Source organism: Curtobacterium sp. YR515, from assembly GCF_900113095.1.
Lineage (GTDB): Bacteria > Actinomycetota > Actinomycetes > Actinomycetales > Microbacteriaceae > Curtobacterium.
Window position 1 is genome coordinate 121,699 of record NZ_FOOD01000006.1, and the last position, 21,332, is coordinate 143,030.

Below are 21,332 nucleotides of genomic sequence, written 5' to 3' on the forward strand. Positions count from 1 at the left end.
GGGGTCGGGCTGCAGTCCGGCTCACTGGGCCCTCACAGCCTACGGAGAAGGGGATGTGGAGTTCCTGAGTGGGCGGACAGGGAGGCCGATCGAGGATCAGGCTTCCAGCACCACTCTGCCCGCCGAAGCACCGACCTGTCCGGCCCAGGCCGCCTCGACCTCCGCCATGCGCACCGCCGTCGCGTCCACCCGGATCGTGCCGTCGGCGATCGCCGCCACGATCCCCGGGAGCTCCGCGACGAACGCCGCCCGACCGACGGAACCCTGGCCGCTCCCGACGATGGTCAGGCCGGACGCACGGAGCGCTGCGGAGGGGATCCGCGCCTCCTGGCCCGCCGTGGAGCCGATCGCCACCCAGTCGAGCCGGCGTCCGCGCTCCTGTCGCGCCGTGACGAGTGCGCGCATGACGTCCGCGGCGGGCTGGCCCCACACGTAGTCGATCACGACGTCGACGTCCGCGGCTGCCGCACCGACGGCGTCGACGTCGTCGAGCGGGGCCACGACGTCCGCGCCGAGTGCCGGCAGCGCTCCGAGTCGGGTCACGTCCCGTCCGCTCGCGACGACGTGCTCGGCGCCGAGGTGCTTCGCGACCTGCACCGCCGCGGAGCCGGAGGCGCCCGTCGCGCCGAGTACGAGGACACGGCTGCCGGGCGCGAAGTCGATGCGGCGTCGGAGCGCGACCCACGAGGACATCACGGGGTTCGCGCCGGCGGCGACCGCCACCGGGTCGGCACCCTCGGGCAGGACGACGCTCGCCCGCGGGTCCACGGCGACCCGTTCGGCCATCGTGCCGCGGGTGTCGCTCGCGACGGCGAAGTAGCGGAGCGTCCCGTCCGGGAACCGCCCGACCGCGTCGACGCCCGGGACGAGGGGGAGCGCCCCCTCGCTCGTGTAGTGCGAGCCGTCGGCCTGGGACCGCACCCGTGGGTGCAGTCCGGCGGCGACGACGTCGACGACGACCTCGTCGGCGGTGGGGACGGGTTCGGTGAACTCCTGCCAGACCGGGGTCCGGCCGAACTCGGTGACGACGGCTGCGTGCATGACTGCCTCCTGAAAGGTTCGTGTTGCGAACAAAGTAGTTCGTAACACGAAGTGAGTCAAGTAGGCTGAGGGTATGCAGGAGATGACGGAGGACGAGCGGCTCGTCGACGCCCTCGGCGAGAGCGCGTTCCGGACGATGGGTGCCCTGACCGGCATCGCGGCCGACGCCGGGCTGTCGCTGACGCAGCTGCGCGTGCTCGCGATCCTGCGTGACCGGCGGATGCGGATCGGCGACCTGGCGCAGTACCTCGGCCTCGAGAAGTCGACGATGACCGGGCTCGTGGCGCGCGCGTCGGCCAAGGGGCTGCTCGGGCGGGTGCCGAACGCCGAGGATGCCCGGGCGGTGGACGTCGTCATCACCGATGCCGGGCTCGACGTCGCCCGATCGCTCGAGGCGGCGATCCGGGAGTCGCTGCTGCCCCTGACCACCCGGTTGTCCGTGGGGGAGCGGGGGGAGTTGCGGGTGTTGCTGGAGCGGATGCTGCGCTGACCGATCCGGGTGACGCTGGACTCAGCGCCCGTGCGCCCGCGCCGGGATCTGGGTCGCCAACTTGCCGCCGGACACGTCCAGCAGCGTCCCCGTGATGTACCCGGCGGCGTCGCTCGCCACGAACACGAGCAGGTCGGCCACGTCGTCGGCCGTCTCCCACCGACGCAGCGACAGGGTGTCGAGCAGGCGGTCCTGGGCCTCGGCGGGCATCGTCGCGAAGCCGTTCATCGCCGTCGGCACCATCCCCGGGGCGTACGCGTTCACGGTGATGTCCCACGGGCCGAGCTCCGACGCGAGTACGCGGGTGAACGCCACGACGGCCGACTTCGACGCCGCGTAGGCAGCGCTCCCGACACTCGGCACGATCGCGGCGAACGACGCCGCGTTGATGATCCGTCCGCGCCCGGCGGCCTGCATCACGGGTGCCACGGCCTGGCTCATCAGGAAGGTCCCGCCGAGGTTCACGTCCATGCATCGGCGCCAGTCGTCCCACTGCAGGTCGGCGACCACTCCCTCGACGTTGATGCCGGCGTTGTTCACGAGCACGTCGATCGTGCCGTGCCGGGCGACGACCTCGTCCACGGCGGCGCGGACGGAGTCGGGGTCGGCGACGTTGCAGCGCACCCGGTCGACCCGCAGTGCGGCGGCGGCGGCCCCGTCCCCGGCGGCGGCCCCGTCCCCAGCAGCGGGCGCGTCCGCGGCAGCGGCAGCGGCAGCGGGTTCGTCGAACGCCAGGTCGAGCGCGACGACCCGGCACCCCTCCGCGTGGAACCGCGCGGCGATCGTGGCACCGATGCCGCGCGCGGCTCCGGTCACGACGACCACGCGGTCGGTCAGGTCGAGGTGCATCGTCGCTCCCGTCGTCGGTGCGGCCGTGGTCCGGTCGCAGCAATAGGCATACTATTCCCCCATGAACGACGCACGCGTGCTCTGGATCACCGGCGGCGGCAGCGGCATGGGAGCGGCGAGCGCTCGTGCGGCCGCCCGCGACGGCTGGACGGTGGTGCTCAGCGGACGCCGGGCGGACCGGCTCGCCGCGGTCGCGACCGCGATCCGCGACGACGGCGGGACGGTGGACGTGCTGCCCCTCGACGCGAACGACCCGGAGGCCGTCGCCGCTGCCCGTGACACCCTGCTCGCGCAGTACGGGCGGCTCGACGGACTGGTCCTCGCCGCCGGGCTCAACAGCCCCCAGCGTCGGTGGGACGACCAGTCGCTGTCGGACTTCCGCGCCATCGTCGACACCAACCTCACCGCCGTCGTCACGGTCGTCGACGCGGCACTGCCCGCGCTGCGCGAGTCCGGCGGGATCGTCGTGGTCGTGTCCTCGTACGCGGGCTGGTCGTTCCAACCCGGGGCCGGGGTCGCCTACTCGGCGTCGAAGACCGCGCTCGGCTCCGTCGTCCGGACGCTCAACCAGCAGGAGGCAGGGCACGGCGTCCGAGCGACCCACCTGTGCCCGGGTGACGTCGCCACCGACTTCCTCGACCAGCGCCCCTCGGTGCCGGACGCGGCCGCACGCGCGGTCATGCTCCAGCCGGAGGACATCGCCCGCTCGGTCTCGTTCGTGCTCGAGGCCCCGTCGCACATGCGCGTCGACGAGCTCGTGGTCAGCCCGGTCTCCCAGCGGTGATCTTCGACCGGGTGCTCGACGGACTCGGCGCCGCGATCGTCGACGGATCGCTGCCGACGGGGCACCGCGACAGCATCGACGGGTTCGTCACCCGCACGGGCTCGAGCCGCAGCATCGTCCGCGAGGCGGTCCGCGTCCTCGTCGGCCTCGGCCTCCTCAGCGCCGGTCGTCGCGTCGGGCTCCGGGTCCTGCCCGCGTCGGAGTGGGACGTCCTCGACCCGCGCGTCATCGGCTGGCGGCTCGCCGGTCCGGAGCGTGGGGTCGTCCTCGGGGAGTTGCGCGCGCTGCGCCGCGCGGTCGAGCCGGTGGCCGCTGCGGGAGCCGCCGGGCGCGCGTCCGACGCGTCGCACCGTGCCGACCTGGAGGCGCTGCTCGCCGCCGCCGACCGCCTCGCCGCCGCCACGGGTCCGGACGACGCGGCCACGTTCCTCCAGGCAGACCGCGAGGTCCACCGACTGGTGCTGGAGCTGTCCGGGAACGCGATGTACGGACGGCTGCACCGCGTGGTCGCGCGCGCACTCGACGACCGGGCCGGGATCCGGCCGGGTCTCCACGACGTCGGACTGCACGTCCGACTCGCCCGCGCGGTGGCCGACGGAGACGCGGACGGAGCCGCCAGGGCGATGACCGAGATCATCGACCGCACGGGCGAATAGGGTCGAGGTGTTCGAAGGAGAGCACATGTCGTTCACCGATCTCGTCCCCGACCCCGGCGCCGTCGAGCGCATCGCGACGGGCAGCACCTGGGCCGAGGGGCCGTGCTGGATCCCCGCGAGCCGGACCCTGCGGTGGTCGGACATCCCGGGCGACCGGATCTTGCAGTGGCACGCCGACTCCGGCGAGACGTCGGTGTACGCGGAGGGGGTCGAGTTCACGAACGGCCGCACCCTCGACCGCGACGGCAGCGTCGTGCAGTGCTCGCACGGGTACCGACGGGTCGAGCGCGACCGGGACGGGGTCGTCACGCCGATCGTGGACGCGTGGGACGGCGTCCGGTTGAACTCCCCGAACGACGTCGTCGTCGCGCGGGACGGCAGCGTGTGGTTCACCGACCCGGCGTACGGCATCACCCAGCCGCGCGAGGGGCACCCGGGCGAGCGCGAGTACGGCGACCACTGGGTGTTCCGGTGCGGCCCGGACGGTGCGGACCTGCGGCCGGTCGCCACCGACCTCGACGAACCGAACGGGTTGGCGTTCGACCCGACCGAGCAGGTGCTCTACGTCGCGAGTTCGTCCGGCGACGACCCGGTCATCCGGGCGTACGACCGGCGGGGCGACCGGGGTGACCTGCTCAAGAACGGTCGGGTGTTCGCGCGGTTGGAGCCCGGCGAGGGCGCCCCGGACGGCATCCGCGTCGACGTGCACGGCAACGTGTGGTCCTCGTCGCACCGGGGTGTGGTCGTGTTCGACCGGGACGGCACCCGCCTCGGCGAGATCGCGGTCCCCGAGGTCACCGCGAACCTGTGCTTCGGCGGTGACGACGGCACGACGCTGTTCCTCGCCGCGACGACGTCGATCTACCGGATCGCGACCACGACCCGGGACGCCGCTGCCGTATCCTGACTCGGCCATGCAGTGCGACTACTTCGACCGCGGGGTGTGCCGCTCGTGCACGCTCATGGGGCAGCCGTACGCCGAGCAGGTCCTCGACAAGGAACTCCGCACGCGCGAACTCCTGCACGACGCGGTCGAGGCCGCCGGGGGGCCGGGTTCGGTCGAGTGGCTGCCCGCGATCACCAGCGCCGAGTCCGCGTACCGCAACAAGGCGAAGATGGTGGTCGGCGGGACCGTCCAGCACCCGACAGTCGGCATCCTCGACCACCGGCAGCGCGGGGTGGACCTGCGGCACTGCGGCATCTGCACGCCCGGGATCCAGCACGCGCTCCCGATCCTCGCCGGGTTCATCGCGGACGCCGGGCTCATCCCGTACGACGTCGCCAGCCGTCGGGGCGAGCTGAAGTTCGTGCTCGTGACGGAGTCGCCGGACGGGGAACTCATGGTGCGGTTCGTCCTGCGCTCCGAGGGACAGCTGGCGCGCCTCCGGCAGCACCTCGACGCGCTCCACCGGGTGTTGCCGAACGCCGTCGTCGTCACCGTGAACCTGCTCCCGGAGCACAAGGCCGTCACCGAGGGGGAGCGGGAGATCGTGCTCACCGAGCGGGAGACGCTCTCGATGCGACTCGGTGACGTCACGATGCACCTCCGCCCGCAGAGCTTCTTCCAGACGAACACGCACGTGGCCACCGAGCTGTACGCCCAGGCCTCGGCGTGGATCGACGAGGTGGCGCCGGCGTCGATGTGGGACCTCTACTGCGGCGTCGGCGGCTTCGCCCTGCACGCCGCCCGCCCCGGTCGCGCGGTGACGGGCATCGAGACCAGCCGCGAGGCCGTCCTGTCGGCGTGGCAGTCGGCGCGCGAGGCCGGCCTCGAGGGCGTCCGCTTCGCCGCGGACGACGCGACCGAGCACGCGCTCCGTGCCCGACCCGACACGGTCCCCGAGCTCGTCGTCGTCAACCCGCCGCGGCGCGGGATCGGCGAGACGCTGTCGACCTGGCTCGAGGAGTCGGACGTCCGGCACGTCGTCTACTCGAGCTGCAACCCGGTGACCCTGGCGAAGGACCTCGCGCGGATGCCGTCGCTGCGCCTGCGGCGCGCGCGGGTGCTCGACATGTTCCCGCAGACGGGCCACCTGGAAGCGGTGACGCTGCTGTCCCGAGGGTGACCGACCGGCGGACGGGAGGCGCGGGTCGGCGCCGCCACGTGCCTCCTGGCCGTCATTGCCAGGGAATTGCCAAGGTGGCGTACCCGGGTCCGCCGCGATGACCATGCCCATGGGGATCCACGCGTACAGGTTCTGTATCGCGAGACATAGCACCAACGGGTAGAACCGTTTGTCTCGGTTTGATAACGGTGAAGAGTTTCCTATGGTGGCCGACCGAGGCGCCACCGGCACGAGACCACTGCCCCCGGTGGCGCACCCCACGACACGACCGCGATCGGTCGGGACGGGCAGTGGCGATCGGCTCTCGATCCGTGGTCCCGGTGGAGCAATCAACCATGAAGAAGCTTTCTCGTACCCGCACCATCGTCGGTGGCCTCGCCTTCGCAGGCATCGCCGCGACGGGTGTCGGCCTCGCGGCGGCGCCCGCGAACGCAGCATCCGGCTCGACCTGGGACGCCCTCGCGCAGTGCGAGTCCGGCGGCAACTGGGCGATCAACACCGGCAACGGCTACTACGGCGGCCTCCAGTTCAACCTCGGCACCTGGCAGGCGAACGGCGGCACGGGCAACCCGGCCTCCGCGAGCCGTGCGACCCAGATCGCCGTCGCCGAGCGTGTCCTCGCCTCGCAGGGCTGGGGCGCATGGCCGGCCTGCTCCGCCCAGCTCGGGCTGAGCGGCACGACCGGCGCCGCCCCGCAGGCAGCCGCTCCGGCTCCGGCTCCCGCCGCCCCGACCCAGCAGGCTGCCCCGCAGCAGCAGGCGCCGGTGCAGCAGGCCGCCCCGCAGCAGGCCGCGCCGTCGACCCCTGCCCCCGCGACCGAGGCGGCTCCGGCTGCCCCGAGCAAGCCCGCGGCCGTCAAGACGAGCGGCAAGACCTACACGGTCGTGTCGGGCGAGACCCTCGACAGCATCGCGACGAAGCTGCACATCGACGGCGGCTGGAACAAGCTCTGGGCCGCGAACACGTCGACCATCGACGACGCGAACCTGATCTACGCCGGCCAGGAGCTCCAGCTCCCCGCCTGATCGTTCCTCCGATCGACAGGACGCCCGGTGACCGTGTGGTCACCGGGCGTGCTGCTGTGTCCGGCTACTGCGGGTTGTCGGCCAGCCACCCGGCGACGTCGTTCGACCGGAGCGCCTGGGACAGCGACTGCACGGCGATGGAGTTCACCGCGACGTAGGACTGTCCGTCCGCCGAGGTCCCGCCGCCCGCGGTCGGCATCGTGAACGTCCGCAGGTCCGACGGCCGGACGTCACGCAGGGACCAGCCGAGGTCGACCATCGTGCCGACGGTGAGGCAGGCGTCCACCGACAGGTACTCGCTCGTCGCCCGGACGAAGTCCTGCACGCGCCCGGGGTTCGTGAGGGTGTCGCGCGAGAGGAGTCCGTCGACGATCCCGCGCATGAACGCCTGCTGGTTCCGGACGCGGGTGTGGTCGGCGTCGGCGAAGGCGTACCGCTCGCGGACGAACGCCAGGGCCGCGTCGCCGTCGAGGTGGTTCGCGCCGGCGGTGAACTCGTGCCCGCGGGCCGAGAACGCCGTCCGTGACTGCACCGTCACCCCGCCGAGCGCGTCGGTCATGCCCGAGAAGCCGGCGAAGTCGATCTCGGCGACGTGGTCGATGCGCACGTCGAGCAGGCGTTCGACCGTCTGGACCGTCAGCGGGACCCCGCCCCAGGAGTACGCCGCGTTGATCTTCGCGGTGCCGTGGCCGGGGACCTCGACCCACGAGTCGCGCATGATCGACATGAGGTACACGGCCCGCTTGTCGGCCGGGACGTGGGCGAGCATCAGGGTGTCCGAGCGACCACCGGCAGCGCGGTCGCCGTCGGGGTCGGCGCCCTGGCGGGAGTCCGATCCGATGAGCAGGATGTTCTGCGCGCCCTCGGTCGGAGCAGGGCGCGCGCCGGTCGGGAACGGGTCGGCGAGGACGTCGGCGTCGAAGCTGCGGACGAGGCCGGCGATGAAGAGGCCGGCGACGACGGCGAGCACCGTGGCGACGGCGACGAGCGAGCCGGCGGTGCCGAGGACGGCGACGAGGAACGGGCGCTTCCGGCGGCGTCGGCGCCGCTTCCGGCCGTTGCTGCCCCGGCTCCCGCTCCGGCTCGAGCCGCTGCTGTGGGGCCTGCGGGCGCTCGATCCGCTCCGGGGTGCCCGCGGTGCGGGGGTGTCGGTGCCCGCCTCGGTGCCGGCGTCGGCGGCGGCGTCGGCGGCGGCGATCGATGCTGCCTGCGCTGCCGCCTCGGCCAGTTCGGCCGCATCGGCTGCTTCGGCTCGTTCGGCGGCCTGACGGGCTGCTCGGCGCTCGGACATCGGGTCTCCTGCGGGTCGGGTCGGTCGTGCTACCGACTCCGCGAGTCTACCGTATGTGGTATATCAACCGCTAGGTGTTCGGTTCGGTCGGTGCTTCTCGAGCAGCAGGGTCAGGGCGCCCCGCAGTGCGGCATCGTCCGGCAGGACGTCACGCTCGATGTGCCGGGCGGTCTCCCACGCCTCGCGCCCGTGCTCCGTCACGGTGACGATCCGACGTCGCCGGTCGTCCGGGTGCGGCGAGCGTTCGACGAGGCCGTCGCGCTCCATGCGCTCGAGCGTGCGGGACATCGTCTGCGGCTGCACGCGTGCCGTCCGGGCCAGGGTGTCCGCGCCGGTCGGGCCGGTCCGCACGAGGATGTCGATCGCGATGAGCGCCGCGTGCGGGAGGCCGATCGCACGCAGACGCTCGTCCCAGTCCCGTTCGATCGCCCGGGCAGCGGCGGAGAGGAGACGCCCCAGCGGCCATGCGTCGGGGGTGTCGTCCATGCTCCGAGTCTACGGATCCCGTTCCTTCGATCTCTCTAGTAATCAGCATGCTGACGATTGGAGTACGCTCACGGACGTGTCCCGCTTCCTCCGCATCGTCCTCCCCGCGCTCGTCATCGTGGTCTGGCTCGCGATCGCCTCCGTCGGCGGTCCGTTCTTCGGCAAGATCTCCGAGGTGTCCACGAACGACCAGACGTCGTTCCTGCCGGCATCGGCGGACGCCACCAAGGTGCAGGAACGCGCGTCCGAGTTCCGGCAGGCGTCGGGCGCACCGGCGATCATCGTGCTCGAGCGCGACGGCGGCCTGACGGCTGCGGACCAGCGCGCCGCGACCACCCTGGCCGACCGGCTCGGGGACCGCGACGACGTGCAGGGCGTCAGCCCGGTGATCCCGAGCGAGGACGGCGACGCGGTCGAGATCGTCGCCACGCTGACCCAGAGCGCGGACACCGGTGACGCCGTCGAGGCCGTCCGCGCCGACGTCGAGGACGCGCTGCCGTCGGGGGTGCAGGGCTACGTCACGGGTCCGGCGGGCTTCACCGCCGACCTCACCGAGGCCTTCGCGGGCATCGACGGGCTGCTGCTCGGTGTGGCGCTCGCCGCGGTCTTCGTGATCCTCATCATCGTCTACCGCTCACCGCTCCTGCCGATCCTCGTGCTCGGTACCGCGACGTTCGCCCTGTGCGCGTCGATCCTCGTCGTGTGGTGGCTCGCCAAGGCCGACATCGTGACCGTGAACGGCCAGGTGCAGGGGATCCTGTCCATCCTCGTCATCGGCGCCGCGACCGACTACGCGCTCCTCTACACCGCACGCTTCCGCGAGGCACTGCGCGACCACCGCACCGGGTGGGACGCGACGAAGGCCGCCCTGCGGGGGAGCCTCGAGCCGATCCTCGCCTCGGGCGGGACCGTGATCGTCGGCGTGCTCTGCCTGCTGCTCTCCGACCTCAACTCGAACAAGGCACTCGGTCCCGTCGCGGCCATCGGCATCGCGTTCAGCCTCCTCGCCGCGCTCACCCTGCTGCCCGCGCTCCTGCTGGCGTTCCGGCGCGCGGCGTTCTGGCCGCTCCGCCCGAAGTACGGCAGCGCGCACCCCGTCCTCACCGGGCCCGACGCCCGCGGGCTCTGGGCACGGGTGGGCCGGCTCGTGGCGCGCCGCTCCCGTGTGGTCTGGATCGTGTGCACCGTCGGGCTCCTCGCGATGGGCACCGGCCTCGTCGGACTCAACGCCGACGGTGTCCCGCAGAGCGACCTGGTCATCGGGAGCTCGCAGGCGCGCGACGGTCAGGAGGTGCTCGCCGACCACTTCCCGGGCGGGTCCGGCAGCCCGGCCCAGGTCATCGGCGCCGCGGCGGAGACCGACGAGCTCGCCGCTGCGATCACGGGCGTGGACGGCGTGGACAGCGTCGTGGCGGCCGCGAAGGACGCACCGTCCGGCACCGTCCCCGTGACGACGAGCGGCAACCCGGGTGGCACCACCGGTGCGACCCCGACCGTCTCCCGCGGCGACGTCCTCCTCGAGGCCACCCTGTCCGACCCGGCCGACTCCGACGCCGCCGAGCAGACCGTGCGTGCCCTCCGCACGGCGGTCGAGCGGGTGGACCCCGGCGCGATCGTCGGCGGCGCGACCGCGACCGCCGTCGACACGAACGACACCGGCATCCGGGACCGCACGCTGATCATCCCCGTGGTGCTCGCGGTCATCCTGCTCATCCTGATGCTGCTGCTCCGGAGCATCGTGGCGCCGCTCGTGCTCATCGGCAGCGTCATCGTGTCCTTCGCCGCGGCGCTCGGCGTCGGTGCCCTCGTGTTCGACCACGTGTTCCACTTCCCCGGGGCCGACCCGAGCGTCCCGCTGTACTCGTTCGTGTTCCTCGTGGCGCTCGGCGTGGACTACAACATCTTCCTCATGACCCGGGTGCGCGAGGAGGCCCTGCAGCACGGTCCGCACGAGGGCGTCCTGCGCGGGCTCGGGGTCACGGGCGGCGTGATCACCTCGGCCGGGGTCGTCCTCGCGGCGACGTTCGCGGCGCTCGGCGTGATCCCGATCCTGTTCCTCGTGCAGATCGCGTTCGTGGTCGCCTTCGGCGTGCTGCTCGACACGATCGTCGTCCGGTCGCTGCTCGTCCCCGCGCTGGCGTACGACCTCGGGCGCCGGGCCTGGTGGCCGTCGCGCCTGTCGCGTCCGGCCCATCACATGTGACACGCTGGGCGCATGCCAGTTCCTTCGACGCAGCCCGCCGCCGAGCGGAAGCTCCTCCGTGACACCGTGCAGGACAAGATCCGGGACGCGATCATGGACGGCACCCTCGAGCCGGGCGAACGGCTCAACGACGACGACCTCATCGCCTGGCTCGGTGTCTCCCGCACCCCCATCCGTGAAGCCCTCGCCGAGCTCGCCCGTGCCGGACTCATCGAGATGGCGCCGAACCGGTACACCCGCGTCGCCGCCCCGACGAAGGACGAGCTCGTCGACGCCTACCGCACGCTCGGCGTGATCTACGGCGGTGTCGCCCGCCTCGCGACGCCGCGCTTCACGGACGCGCAGCGCAAGAAGGTCGTGAAGACCCTCGACGACGTCACGGCGCAGGTCGAGGCCCGGCACCAGGGCGAGGTCGCCCAGCACGGCGCGGACATCTACGCGATGTGGGCCGACCACTGCGGCAACCCGTCGCTCGAGCAGCTCTGCAAGGCGACGACGGACGGGCTCGCGTTCAAGCTGCGGGTGCCTGAGCTGGCCGAGCTGGTGCCGGCCGAGGTCGTGCTGCCGGAGCTCGAGAAGCTCAAGGCCGCCGTCGTCGCGAAGGACCCGATCGCCGCCGAGCTCGCCATGGAGGCGATCCACCTGCTGCCGTCGCGCGACTGACGCGACGAGCGCGACTGACGCGACGAGCGCGACCGCGCGACCACCTGACGGCCAGGAGGCGCGGTGCGGGCCCGCACCGTCCCTCCCGTCCGTCAGTGCGCGACCGCGCTGATCATGCCGAGGCCGACGCTGATGCGGTCGGCCACCTCGATGAGGTCCTCGGCGAGCGACGCGGTGTCGCGGTCCCGCAGCTGCGTCACCCGCCCGGAGATCGACAGCGCCGCGACGATGCGCCCCGACGCGTTCCGGATCGGTGCCGCGATGCAGAACCGTCCGAGCGCGACCTCTTGGTTCTCGACGCACCAGCCGCGCTTCGCCGAGGCCTCGAGGTCCGCCGTCAGCGCGTCGTGCGACGTGATCGTGTGGTCGGTGTAGCGCGCGAGGTCCGCGCCGAGCAGGGCCTCCCGCTCGGCCTGTGACAGGTCGAGCATGAGCGCCTTGCCGAGCGCCGAGGCGTGCAGCGGCTGCCGCATGCCGATCATGGTGTGCGACTTCGGGGCGAGTGAGCCCTCGAAGTGGCAGAGGTAGATGCAGGCCGCGTCGTCCTGCACCCCGACGTTCGCGGTGAGGCCGATGCGGTGCGCGAGCTCCTGCGCGGCGGCCCGGCTCTCGCGGTGGACGGGGTTGTGGTTGAGTCCCTGGCTGGCGAGCTCGAGGACGGCCCGGCCGACGGAGTACCCCTGCGACTCGGGGTCGCGTCGCACGTACTCGAGCGACTCGAGCGTGGCGAGGAGCCGCCCGGTCGTCGACGTGCCGAGGCCGATCGCCCGTGCGATGTCGGAGGCGCGCATCGCCCCGTCGGCGGCACCGAGCGCGCCGAGGACCGCCGCGGCGCGCTCGATGCTCTGGTTCGGAGGGGTGGTGGCCATCCGCCCATTCTGTCCCGTGGAGTCGATCAGGACACCGTGACACCGCTGACGAACTGGTTCGTCCGCACCTGTGCCGTGGTGAGGGGTGCGCCGCCGAGCACGACGTCCTCGAGGGCGACGTCCGACACCCCGTGCGTCGCGTCCCACCCGGACAGCGTCACCGTGTCGGCCGTGACGTCGGTGAAGTCGCGGATCGTGATGCCCGTGATCCTGCCCCGCTCGTCGCGGTACCCGGTGTCGTTCGAGTACTGACCCTTGAGCACCTGCAGCACGATGGCCTGCCCGCCGACCGGCTGCGACTCCACGTGGAAGCCGTCCACGGTGACGTCGGAGACCGTCGCCCAGTCCTGGACGTCGAACTTCAGGGCGACCTCCTTCGCGCGGAGGACGTACGACTGCGTGATGGAGAGGTCGGTGAAGACCTCGGTCTCCATGGACGAGCCGAAGCGGACGGGGTTGCCGCCGGTGACGTTCCAGAACGTGGTGTCGGTCGCGTGCAGCCCACGGGTCTCCGGTTCGCCGTTCGTGGCCGCGTCGAGGGCGTGCCAGCCGAACCCGTCGTCACCGCTCATCACGAAGTTGTGCTCGACCGTCATGTCCTGCACGCCGTCGGTGTCGATGCCGTCGTTGTTGATGAGCGTGCCCATCAGGTTCAGCCAGGACACGTGGATGCCCGAGGAGCGGATGTACAGCGTCTGCCACCACTGGGCGTTGCGGACGCCGATGCCGGACACCGTGATGTCCGAGCTGTCGTGGAAGCGGATCGCCATCGTCTTGTCGGTCCGCGACGTGTCCGAGCCGGCGTCGAGGATCCCGCGCCCGAGCACGTGCACGCCGGTGACGCCGTCGCCGTCGATGCGCCCGTGCACGAGGGCACCCGGCGCGAGGTAGACCGTCTGGCCCGACACCGGGCGGATCACGCCGGCGTGGTGCTCGCCGGGCCCGAAGTACAGCACGTCGGGGTCCGACGCGGACGGTACCGCGGTCTCCGACGGCGTGACGAAGAGGAACAGTGCGCGGACGCCGGGGGTCTCGATGACGAGCGGGTGCGCGTCGCGGATCGTGAAGGTCACGGTGTCGCCGGCCCGGGTCGTGGCGATCCCGAGCGTCCGGGGCGTGACGACCGGGGTGGCCGACGCGGCGAGGCCGGGCATCGTGACGCTGATCGTCGCGGTACCCGTCCCCTTCGCGAACATCGCGACGTCGTGCGAGGTGCCGCTCACGGACTCGGCCTTGACCGGCACGGCGGTCCCGTTGACCGTCACCGTGTGCGCGGTGGCGGTGGGCGACGTCGGGTTCCCCGGGTTCGCCTGGATGCTCGCGGTGCCGGCGGCGACCGCGGTGCCGGACGCGACGGCCGGCGGCCCGACGACCCCGACGGTGGTGAGCGACAGTGCGACGGCCGTCGCGATGGTCAGTGCGCGCAGGCGCATGGCGATCTCCCTTGATCGTGGTGGTGCTGCGGGTGGTGCGGTGGGTCAGTAGACCTTCACGGCGCTCGCCGCCACGAACGGTGAACCGTTCGTGGCGGTCACGACGACGCGGAGCGAGGCGGTCCGCGTCGGCGCGACGTCGTGCACGCGGTGCCGGTGCCGGTTGTCGGTGACGGTCGCGAGTCCCCGCCACGATCCGTCGACGCACGCCTCGATCCGGTAGTCGCGGGCCAGGGTCGGGACCGCGTCCCACGGCGTGCGGTGGTGGTGCAGGTTGATGAGGTCGGCGTCGACGTCGTCGTTCCAGACGATGCGGACCTCGCGGACGTCGACGGGCTCCGCCCAGTCGAGGGTGAGGGTCGCCGCGCCGTCGTCCGGCTCCGACGACCACAGGTGCGGTCCGCCGAAGGGGCGCTGGTAGCCGTCGGCGACCCGGGAGGCGCGCCACGCGTCCGACGCGTCGGACGCGGTGAACGCGAAGGAGCGTCCGCGCAGGGCCCGCGCCTCCCAGTCGGTGACCGGCTGGTCGGCCTCCTCGGGGATGTGGTCGTCGAACTGCTCGTCGTCGGCCGTGCGGGCGCGGAGCGCGAGGACGCCGTACGGGTGCCCGTCGGTGAGGACCAGGCGCACGCCGGGGGTCCGGCGGACCACGACGACGGCGTTGCACGGCTCGTCCGGCCGGAACCCGAGGTCGACGACCGCCTCGTCCGCCCCGGCGGGGACGCTCGCGGTGTGCGTCGACACGTGCTCGATCGGGGCGTAGTTCTGCGGCCGGCCCGTGGTCCAGAGCTCGATCGTGACGTCGGTGTCGTGGTCGGCGACGGTCCGGAACGCGACGGAACCGAGCACGGGGTCGACCGGCACGACCAGCGCCGCGTCGCGGTCGAGCGCGAAGGTGTCCGCGGTCGCCCACGGGGTGGTGTCGAGCCGGACGAGTTCGCTGCTCGCGCTGATCCGGGCGCGCTGGGCGAGGTCCGCCCCGTCGTGGGCCCGGACGCCGATGAGCGGCGCGTCCTCGCGGAGGAGCGTCTGCTGCAGCATCGCGACGTGGTCGGCGCCGAGCTCGCGCGGCGTGAAGCCGTGGCGGGCGGCGAGGTGCGCGGCGGTCCCGGCGGCCTGGCCCTGGGTGGCGCAGGTGGCCATCACGCGGGTCGACCCGAACGCGACGTGCGACGCGGAGATGTTCCGGCCAGCGAAGAGCAGGTTGGCGACGTCCGCCGAGTAGAGGGAGCGGAACGGGATGTCGTACGTGCCGTCCGTGTACCGCTGCTGCGCCCCGGCCGTCTCGGCGTAGACGCCCTCGACCGGGTGCAGGTCGATCGACCACCCGCCGAACGCGACCGTGTCCGGGAAGGTCCGCTGCGAGAGGAGGTCCTGCTGGGTGAGGGTGTGGTCGCCCACGAACCGTCGGTACTCCCGCTTGCCCGGGATCGCGCCGACCCAGTCGAGGGTGAGCGAGTCGGCGTCGAACGCGCCGGAGTTCTTGATGTGGTCCCAGATGCCGTAGACGACGCCCCACAGCTCGTCGCGGATCCGTTCGTTCTCGGTGACGGTGTCGAGCTCGCCGCCCCACTCGATCCACCAGTAGTTGCAGCCGTTGTCCCCGGTCTTGATCGCCCGGTTCGCCAGGATCGGCGTCGTGCTGAGGTCCTTCGCGATCGACGGCGGCACGAACTTCTCCGGGCGGCCGGTGTCGTGCGTGGAGAAGAAGATCGAGCTGCCGAGGAGTTCGTCGTCCGGTTGTTCGGGCGCCCACTCCTCGCCGTGTTCGTCGCGGCCCTCGCGCCCGATCCGGTACGACGCCCCGGCGAGGGCGCCGACGAGCCCGTCTCCCGTGCAGTCGAGGAACACCGGGGCGGTGAACGTCGTCTCGATCTCGGAGCCCATCGTCCAGCCGGTGACGGACGCGATGCGCGGTGCGCCGGTCTCGTCGTCCACCGTCGTCACGGTCCGCACGTCGGTGTTGAGGTGCAGGTGGACGTTCGGCTCGGCGCGCACGAGGTCGAGCACGACCTGGTCCCAGTAGATCGCGTTGCCCTGCGGGTTCCGGTACTGGTTCTCGAGGAACAGCTCGCCCATGATCCCGGTCTCGCGGGCGAACCGCTGCGTGCCGTGGGCGGTGGCGCCGACGACCCACACGCGGATCTCGCTCGAGGAGTTCCCGCCGAGGACCGGGCGGTTGGTGACGAGGGCGACGCTGGAGCCGAGGCGGGCGGCGGCGACGGCGGCGCTCACACCGGCGAGGCCACCTCCGACGACCACGACGTCGTGGTGCTGTTCACGGGACTGCATGGCGGCGACGGTATCACTTGCTGGCGACACTTTCCCACTGTGTGGCAAAGTGTGCCCGGCGAGTGCTATCGTCAACCAACTCTCGACAACGAAGTGTGAGGTCTCCCCATGAGCGACGGAACCCAGACGCGCACCAGCGCCGACGCCGCCAACGCCCCCGTCCCGGACGTGTTCGGCGACGACGCCCGCCGCCGGAGCATGCGGAAGGTGATCGTGGCGGCCGGCGTCGGCCACTTCGTGGAGTGGTTCGACTTCGGCCTCTACGGCACCCTGGCGACGGTCATCTCGCTGTACTTCTTCAAGCAGGGGGACCCGCAGGTCGCGCTGCTCTCGGCCTTCGCCGTGTTCGGCGCCGGGTTCGTGATGCGTCCGCTCGGTGGACTCTTCTGGGGCTCGCTCGGCGACCGGGTGGGCCGGAAGACGACCCTCGCGACGGTCATCCTCATCACGAGCGGCGCGACCGCGGTGATGGGCATCCTGCCGACCTACCAGAGCGTCGGGCTGCTGGCGCCGATCCTCCTCGTCGTGGTGCGGCTCGTGCAGGGCTTCGCCGCCGGTGGTGAGGGAGCGGGGGCGACCACGCTCCTCGCCGAGTCCGCGCCCTCGAACCGACGCGGCTTCGTCACGAGCTTCATCGACGTCTTCGGTTTCGCGGCGTTCATCGTGGGTGGCGGCCTGGTCTTCCTGTTCACGGCGATCGCGGGCGACGGCGCCCTCGAGTCGTGGGGCTGGCGCGTGCTGTTCCTCATCGCGCTGCCGCTCGGGCTCGTCGGGCTCTACCTCCGCTCGAAGCTCGAGGACACCCCGGAGTTCCGCGCGCTCAAGGCCAAGGGCGACCTCGCGAAGAACCCGCTCCGGCGATCGCTCCGCACCGGGTGGAAGGCACTGCTCTTCTGCGTCGGGTTCGTCGTCCTCAAGGCCGTCGGGCACTGGATCCTGCAGACGTTCATGCCGTCGTACCTGCAGGCCGACCTCGGCTACTCGCCGCTCGTGTCGTACGGCGTGGTCGTCATCGGGTTCATCGTGATCGCCGGACTCGTGCCGTTCTTCGGCCTGCTCTCGGACAAGATCGGCCGGAAGCCCGTGATGCTCGCCGGCTGCGGCGGCTTCCTCGTGCTCACCTACCCGACGCTCATGCTCATGAACGCCGGCAACTTCTGGGCTGCCGCCGGCGCGATGGTGCTCCTCGGGCTGTTCATGGCGGCCTTCGACGGTGCCGTGAGCGCTGCGATGGCCGAGCTCTTCCCGACCGCGATCCGCTACGGGTCGATGGGCATCGCGTACAACATCAGCGTCGCGCTCTTCGGCGGGATCACGCCGTACTTCGCCACCTGGCTGATCACGGCGACGGGCAACACGTTCGCGCCGGCGTTCTACGTGATGGCGGCCGCGGCGATCACCGGGATCACGGTGCTGCGGGCGCGGGAGACCAACAAGGGCAAGCTCGCGTCCTGAGACGCGACCGAACACGGACGGGAGGCGCGGTGCCGGCTGGCACCGCGCCTCCCGTCCGCCGGTGGGTCACGGCGGGATCGCGGCGACCTGCCAGGACGGTTTGATGTTGTCGGCACACACGCCGGTTATGGTTTCCGGGTGACGAACGAGCCCGAGCAGACGACCGGTCGTGGCCGCCGCGGCTTCACGCCACCGCGGCACGGCCGCCAGAAGCGACGTGGCGGGGTGGTCCTGCCCGCCGTCGCGGGCGTGCTCACCATGGCCCTCCTGCTCGGCGGCGGCTACGCCGCGTACGCCTACGGATCGCTGTCGAACGGCGTCACCAAGATCAACGCGATCACCGGGAGCACCGCGACGAAGGACGACGTCGACGGCCAGGCGCAGAACATCCTGCTGGTCGGCGACGACCACCGCCCGGACAACGCGACGCCGGAGGAGATGGCGGAGCTCAGCACCGAGTCGGACGGCGGTGCGACGAACACCGACACGATGATCGTCCTGCACATCAACGAGGACGGCTCGCAGGCGACGATGATCTCGTTCCCGCGCGACTCGTACGTCGACATCCCGGGTGTCGGCAAGGGCAAGCTCAACAGCGCGTTCTACTTCGGCACCCTCAACGGCGGCGGGGACACCGGGGGCGCGAAGCTGCTCATCAAGACGATCCAGAACCTCAGCGGCCTGACGATCGACCACTACGTGCGCGTCTCCCTGCTCGGCTTCTACCAGGTGGTCAAGGAGCTCGGGCCGGTCGACGTCTGCCTCAACAACGCCGTCAACGACCCGTACTCGGGCGTGAACCTGCCGAAGGGCAAGTCCACCCTCGACGCGAAGCAGGCGCTGTCCTTCGTCCGACAGCGGCACGGGCTGCCCAACGGGGACCTCGACCGCAACGTCCGGCAGCAGTACTTCCTCTCGCAGGAGGCCCGCAAGGTGCTCTCCGCGGGGACGCTGCTCAACCCGATCAAGATGGGCAACATCCTCAAGGCGGTCGGCGGCTCGATCCAGACCGACACCGACCTGGTCAACCTGGCGACCCAGATGCGGAACCTGCGACCAGGCAACATCCAGTCCGCCACCATCCCGACGCTCGGCACTCCGACGATCACGGTGAACGGAGCGCCGCTCTCGATCGTGCAGGTCGACGAGGTGGGGCTGCCCGCGTTCGTGCAGGGGCTGGTCGGTGAGCCCGCGGAGTACAGCAAGGCCGGGCGCGCCCAGCCGGCGAGCACCTCGGTCACCGTGCTGAACGGCAGCGGCGTCACGGGTGCCGCAGGAGCCGCCGGGACCGTCCTCACCGCGCGCGGCTTCCAGGTCGGTGCGCCCGGGTCCTCCGACCTGACGAAGACGACCCAGGTGCAGTACCCGGCCGGCATGGAGAAGCAGGCGAAGGCGGTCGCGGCCGTCGTGCCCGGTGCCGTCGCGGTGCGGACGAACGCGGTCACCGGCGTGACGCTGGTGCTCGGGTCGGACGGCAAGACGGTGACCCCGGTCGCCGCTGCCGGTGGTGCCGCCTCGAGCCCCGCTGCCGGCTCCGGATCGTCCGATGCCGGTTCGACCGGATCCGGCGCTGCGGCGTCGAAGCCCGCGGCCTCGAAGCCCGCCGCGCCCGAGCCGAAGCCGTCGTCGACCGACGTGAAGAGCTACGGCAAGGCAGGCGTCTGCATCAACTGACGCCGGAGCCGGTCGCGTGCCGGCGGATGGTCGTGATCGCGGTGTCGAGGCCGATCGCGAGCGGGCGGACGTCCCGCTGGACCTGCGCCAGGAGCAGACCGCCCTGCAGCGCCACCATCACGGTCGTCGCCAGCGCGGCGGGGTCGGCGTCCGGTCCGAGCAGCCCGCGTTCGCGCATCGTGCGGATGCCGTCGTGGAACCCCTGCTCCCAGCGGGCGAAGCCGGCGGCGACGAGGTCGCGGGTGTCGGCGTCGCGCTCGGCGACCTCGGTCCCGAGGGACCCGAGCGGACAGCCGCCCACGCAGCCGCCGGCCTCGGCGTCGGCGACCGTCCTGTCCCGCCACCGCTCCCAGGCGTCCCACGTGGTGAGGTCGCCGTAGTCCGGCCCCTGGTGCGCGATGATCGCGTCGGTCTGCTGCCGGACGACGTCGCGCACGAGCTCCTGCTTGTCGGCGAAGTAGTGGTACATCTGCGACCGTCCGACCGTGGCGGCGGCGCCGATGTCGTCGAGCGTCGTCCCCGAGATGCCGCGCGTCAGCATCAGGTCGGCCGCGGCGGCGACGATCCGGCTCCGGGTCGCCAGTCCTTTGGACGTCGTGCGTCGAAGGGTCTTCGGGGTGTGTTCGGGGCGCATGCTCAGAGTGTACTTGCGAGTACATTTGCAGTATGTGACATTCGAGGCGTGAACGACGAACTCCTCGCCAAGCGCGACGAAGAACGCATGCTCCTCCTCGCGGTGGCCGCCGGTGACCGGGCCGCCTTCACCCGGCTGCACGACCGCTTCCGGCCGCTCGTCGAGCGGTACGTCCGCCACCAGCTCGTCGATGCGTGGCAGGCGGAAGAGGTCGTGCAGGACGTCTTCCTCGAGATCTGGCAGATCGCCGACCGGTTCGACCCGGCGCACTCGGCCATCGCGTGGATCCGCACGATCGCGCAGCGCCGGGCGATCGACCGGGTCCGGAAGAGCCGGGCGGACCGTGACCGCGACCTGCGGATCGGTACCAGGGACGCCGACCTCGTGGACCACTCGAGCGTGGAACGGGCCGAGAGCGTCCTCGACCGTGCCGAGCTCCGCCGCGCCGTCGCCGCGCTCCCCGGGCGCCAGCGCGACGCCGTCGTCCTGCGGCACCTGGTGGGGATGACCGGGCCCGAGGTCGCCGCGCGGCTCGGGGTCCCGGTCGGCACCGCCAAGACCCGGGCGCGCGACGGGGTCATCGCACTGCGGCGGGTCATGGTGCCCTGAGCGTGCCCGTCGGTAGGTTCGACGGGTGAGCAACGCAGCGCGTCCGATCACCCTGATGACCTACAACGTCAAGAACCCGGATCCGGCCCACGACTGGCCCGCCCGGTTGCCGGTACTGCTCGACGTGGTCCGGCGGCACGACCCCGACCTCGTCTGCGTCCAGGAGGCCTTCGCGCACCAGCTGGACGACCTCCGCGCCGGTCTGCCCGACCACGGCGACGTCGGCCAGGGTCGCGAGGGCGGCACGGCCGGTGAGCACGCGGCCGTCTTCTTCCGTCGCAGCCGACTCCGGCCGATCGACGAGGGCGCCTTCTGGCTCTCGGACACCCCGGACGAGCCCGTGTCGAACACCTGGGGGAGCCTGTTCCCCCGAGTGGCGAACCACGCGCGGTTCCTCGACGCCGAGGGCGAGGCGTTCACGCTCCTGACGACGCACCTCGACCACGAGGTCGGACCGCACGGGGACGACGTCCGGGCACGGAGCGCGGCGCTCATCGTCGAACGCCTGAGCACGGCGGACGGCCCGGTCATCGTGGCGGGGGACTGCAACGAGCCGGCCGGAGCGGGACCTGCGTCGCGGGTGCTCGTCGAGGCCGGGTTCGAGGACGCCTGGCTGGTCGGTGGCGACCCGGCGGACCGGACGGCGACCTTCAACGACTGGCAGCCGCCGGTCGACTCCGGGGAGCGCATCGACTGGGTGTTCACCCGGGGGATCGCCGGCGTCGACCGCGTCGTCATCGACCACGACGGCCCGGAGACGTGGTTCGCGAGCGATCACTTCCCGGTGGTGGCGACGCTGCGGGTCTGACCGG

The 21,332-nt window shown here is 72.0% G+C and carries 20 protein-coding genes; 12 read left to right on the forward strand and 8 right to left on the reverse strand.

Annotated elements, in window-relative coordinates; translation table 11 throughout:
• Positions 1 to 96: 96 nt before the first annotated feature.
• Positions 97 to 1,041 carry a quinone oxidoreductase family protein gene (locus BM028_RS16850; RefSeq protein WP_092388087.1) on the reverse strand — a complete coding sequence of 315 codons (945 nt, stop codon included), beginning with the start codon at positions 1,039 to 1,041 and terminating at the stop codon, positions 97 to 99.
• Between the two features lie 73 nt (positions 1,042 to 1,114).
• On the opposite strand from BM028_RS16850, the gene BM028_RS16855 reads away from it, so the two are divergent.
• Entirely contained in the window at positions 1,115 to 1,531 is a 417-nt protein-coding gene (locus BM028_RS16855) for a MarR family winged helix-turn-helix transcriptional regulator (RefSeq protein ID WP_071296432.1), read from the forward strand.
• Between the two features lie 21 nt (positions 1,532 to 1,552).
• Here BM028_RS16855 and BM028_RS16860 read toward each other — a convergent pair whose 3' ends face one another.
• On the reverse strand, positions 1,553 to 2,380 hold the full coding sequence (locus BM028_RS16860) for an SDR family NAD(P)-dependent oxidoreductase (RefSeq protein ID WP_092388090.1): 828 nt from the start codon (positions 2,378 to 2,380) through the stop codon (positions 1,553 to 1,555).
• 61 nt (positions 2,381 to 2,441) lie between these two features.
• Here BM028_RS16860 and BM028_RS16865 point away from each other — a divergent pair, with 61 nt between their 5' ends.
• The 5 genes from BM028_RS16865 (at position 2,442) to BM028_RS18880 (ending at position 6,911) form a co-directional block, all read left to right on the forward strand.
• Positions 2,442 to 3,164 (forward strand): SDR family oxidoreductase, encoded by a 723-nt coding sequence (locus BM028_RS16865; protein ID WP_092388093.1) that lies wholly within the window; start codon positions 2,442 to 2,444, stop codon positions 3,162 to 3,164.
• Positions 3,165 to 3,175: 11 nt separating this feature from the next.
• Entirely contained in the window at positions 3,176 to 3,820 is a 645-nt protein-coding gene (locus BM028_RS16870) for a FadR/GntR family transcriptional regulator (protein ID WP_175496114.1), read from the forward strand.
• A gap of 25 nt (positions 3,821 to 3,845) precedes the next feature.
• Complete coding sequence (locus tag BM028_RS16875; RefSeq protein ID WP_092388100.1) at positions 3,846 to 4,727, forward strand: SMP-30/gluconolactonase/LRE family protein; 882 nt, start codon at positions 3,846 to 3,848, stop codon at positions 4,725 to 4,727.
• 7 nt (positions 4,728 to 4,734) lie between these two features.
• Positions 4,735 to 5,886, forward strand: coding sequence for a 23S rRNA (uracil(747)-C(5))-methyltransferase RlmC (gene rlmC / locus BM028_RS16880; RefSeq protein WP_092388103.1), 1,152 nt, complete (start codon positions 4,735 to 4,737; stop codon positions 5,884 to 5,886).
• A gap of 335 nt (positions 5,887 to 6,221) precedes the next feature.
• Positions 6,222 to 6,911, forward strand: coding sequence for a LysM peptidoglycan-binding domain-containing protein (locus tag BM028_RS18880; RefSeq protein ID WP_071303314.1), 690 nt, complete (start codon positions 6,222 to 6,224; stop codon positions 6,909 to 6,911).
• Between the two features lie 64 nt (positions 6,912 to 6,975).
• Here BM028_RS18880 and BM028_RS16890 read toward each other — a convergent pair whose 3' ends face one another.
• Together BM028_RS16890 and BM028_RS16895 are read right to left on the reverse strand one after the other, a co-directional pair.
• Entirely contained in the window at positions 6,976 to 8,202 is a 1,227-nt protein-coding gene (locus BM028_RS16890; protein WP_092388106.1) for an LCP family protein, read from the reverse strand.
• Positions 8,203 to 8,265: 63 nt separating this feature from the next.
• Positions 8,266 to 8,688, reverse strand: coding sequence for a MarR family winged helix-turn-helix transcriptional regulator (locus tag BM028_RS16895; protein WP_070417245.1), 423 nt, complete (start codon positions 8,686 to 8,688; stop codon positions 8,266 to 8,268).
• A gap of 76 nt (positions 8,689 to 8,764) precedes the next feature.
• On the opposite strand from BM028_RS16895, the gene BM028_RS16900 reads away from it, so the two are divergent.
• Both BM028_RS16900 and BM028_RS16905 read left to right on the forward strand, forming a co-directional pair.
• Positions 8,765 to 10,891, forward strand: coding sequence for an MMPL family transporter (locus tag BM028_RS16900; protein ID WP_092388109.1), 2,127 nt, complete (start codon positions 8,765 to 8,767; stop codon positions 10,889 to 10,891).
• A 12-nt stretch (positions 10,892 to 10,903) separates the two neighbouring features.
• Entirely contained in the window at positions 10,904 to 11,554 is a 651-nt protein-coding gene (locus tag BM028_RS16905; protein WP_092388112.1) for a GntR family transcriptional regulator, read from the forward strand.
• A gap of 92 nt (positions 11,555 to 11,646) precedes the next feature.
• Here the strand turns inward: BM028_RS16905 and BM028_RS16910 are convergent, their stop codons facing one another.
• The 3 genes from BM028_RS16910 to BM028_RS16920 are packed head-to-tail and all read right to left on the reverse strand — an operon-like array spanning position 11,647 to position 16,178.
• Positions 11,647 to 12,423 carry an IclR family transcriptional regulator gene (locus tag BM028_RS16910; RefSeq protein WP_070417242.1) on the reverse strand — a complete coding sequence of 259 codons (777 nt, stop codon included), beginning with the start codon at positions 12,421 to 12,423 and terminating at the stop codon, positions 11,647 to 11,649.
• Between the two features lie 26 nt (positions 12,424 to 12,449).
• Entirely contained in the window at positions 12,450 to 13,856 is a 1,407-nt protein-coding gene (locus tag BM028_RS16915) for a hypothetical protein (protein ID WP_092388115.1), read from the reverse strand.
• Between the two features lie 45 nt (positions 13,857 to 13,901).
• Positions 13,902 to 16,178 carry an FAD-dependent oxidoreductase gene (locus BM028_RS16920; RefSeq protein ID WP_368073388.1) on the reverse strand — a complete coding sequence of 759 codons (2,277 nt, stop codon included), beginning with the start codon at positions 16,176 to 16,178 and terminating at the stop codon, positions 13,902 to 13,904.
• 78 nt (positions 16,179 to 16,256) lie between these two features.
• Between BM028_RS16920 and BM028_RS16925 the strand changes: the two genes are divergently transcribed.
• Together BM028_RS16925 and BM028_RS16930 are read left to right on the forward strand one after the other, a co-directional pair.
• Positions 16,257 to 17,603 carry an MFS transporter gene (locus tag BM028_RS16925; RefSeq protein WP_083295113.1) on the forward strand — a complete coding sequence of 449 codons (1,347 nt, stop codon included), beginning with the start codon at positions 16,257 to 16,259 and terminating at the stop codon, positions 17,601 to 17,603.
• Between the two features lie 138 nt (positions 17,604 to 17,741).
• Complete coding sequence (locus BM028_RS16930; RefSeq protein WP_092388121.1) at positions 17,742 to 19,277, forward strand: LCP family protein; 1,536 nt, start codon at positions 17,742 to 17,744, stop codon at positions 19,275 to 19,277.
• Here the strand turns inward: BM028_RS16930 and BM028_RS16935 are convergent.
• The gene (locus BM028_RS16935; protein WP_092388124.1) at positions 19,270 to 19,911 is read right to left on the reverse strand and encodes a TetR/AcrR family transcriptional regulator; all 642 of its coding nucleotides are present in this window, start codon (positions 19,909 to 19,911) and stop codon (positions 19,270 to 19,272) included. The genes BM028_RS16930 and BM028_RS16935 overlap by 8 nt on opposite strands.
• Positions 19,912 to 19,959: 48 nt before the next feature.
• Between BM028_RS16935 and BM028_RS16940 the strand changes: the two genes are divergently transcribed.
• Both BM028_RS16940 and BM028_RS16945 read left to right on the forward strand, forming a co-directional pair.
• Positions 19,960 to 20,520, forward strand: coding sequence for a sigma-70 family RNA polymerase sigma factor (locus BM028_RS16940; RefSeq protein ID WP_092388127.1), 561 nt, complete (start codon positions 19,960 to 19,962; stop codon positions 20,518 to 20,520).
• A 25-nt stretch (positions 20,521 to 20,545) separates the two neighbouring features.
• Positions 20,546 to 21,328, forward strand: coding sequence for an endonuclease/exonuclease/phosphatase family protein (locus tag BM028_RS16945; RefSeq protein ID WP_071303320.1), 783 nt, complete (start codon positions 20,546 to 20,548; stop codon positions 21,326 to 21,328).
• Positions 21,329 to 21,332: the final 4 nt, after the last annotated feature.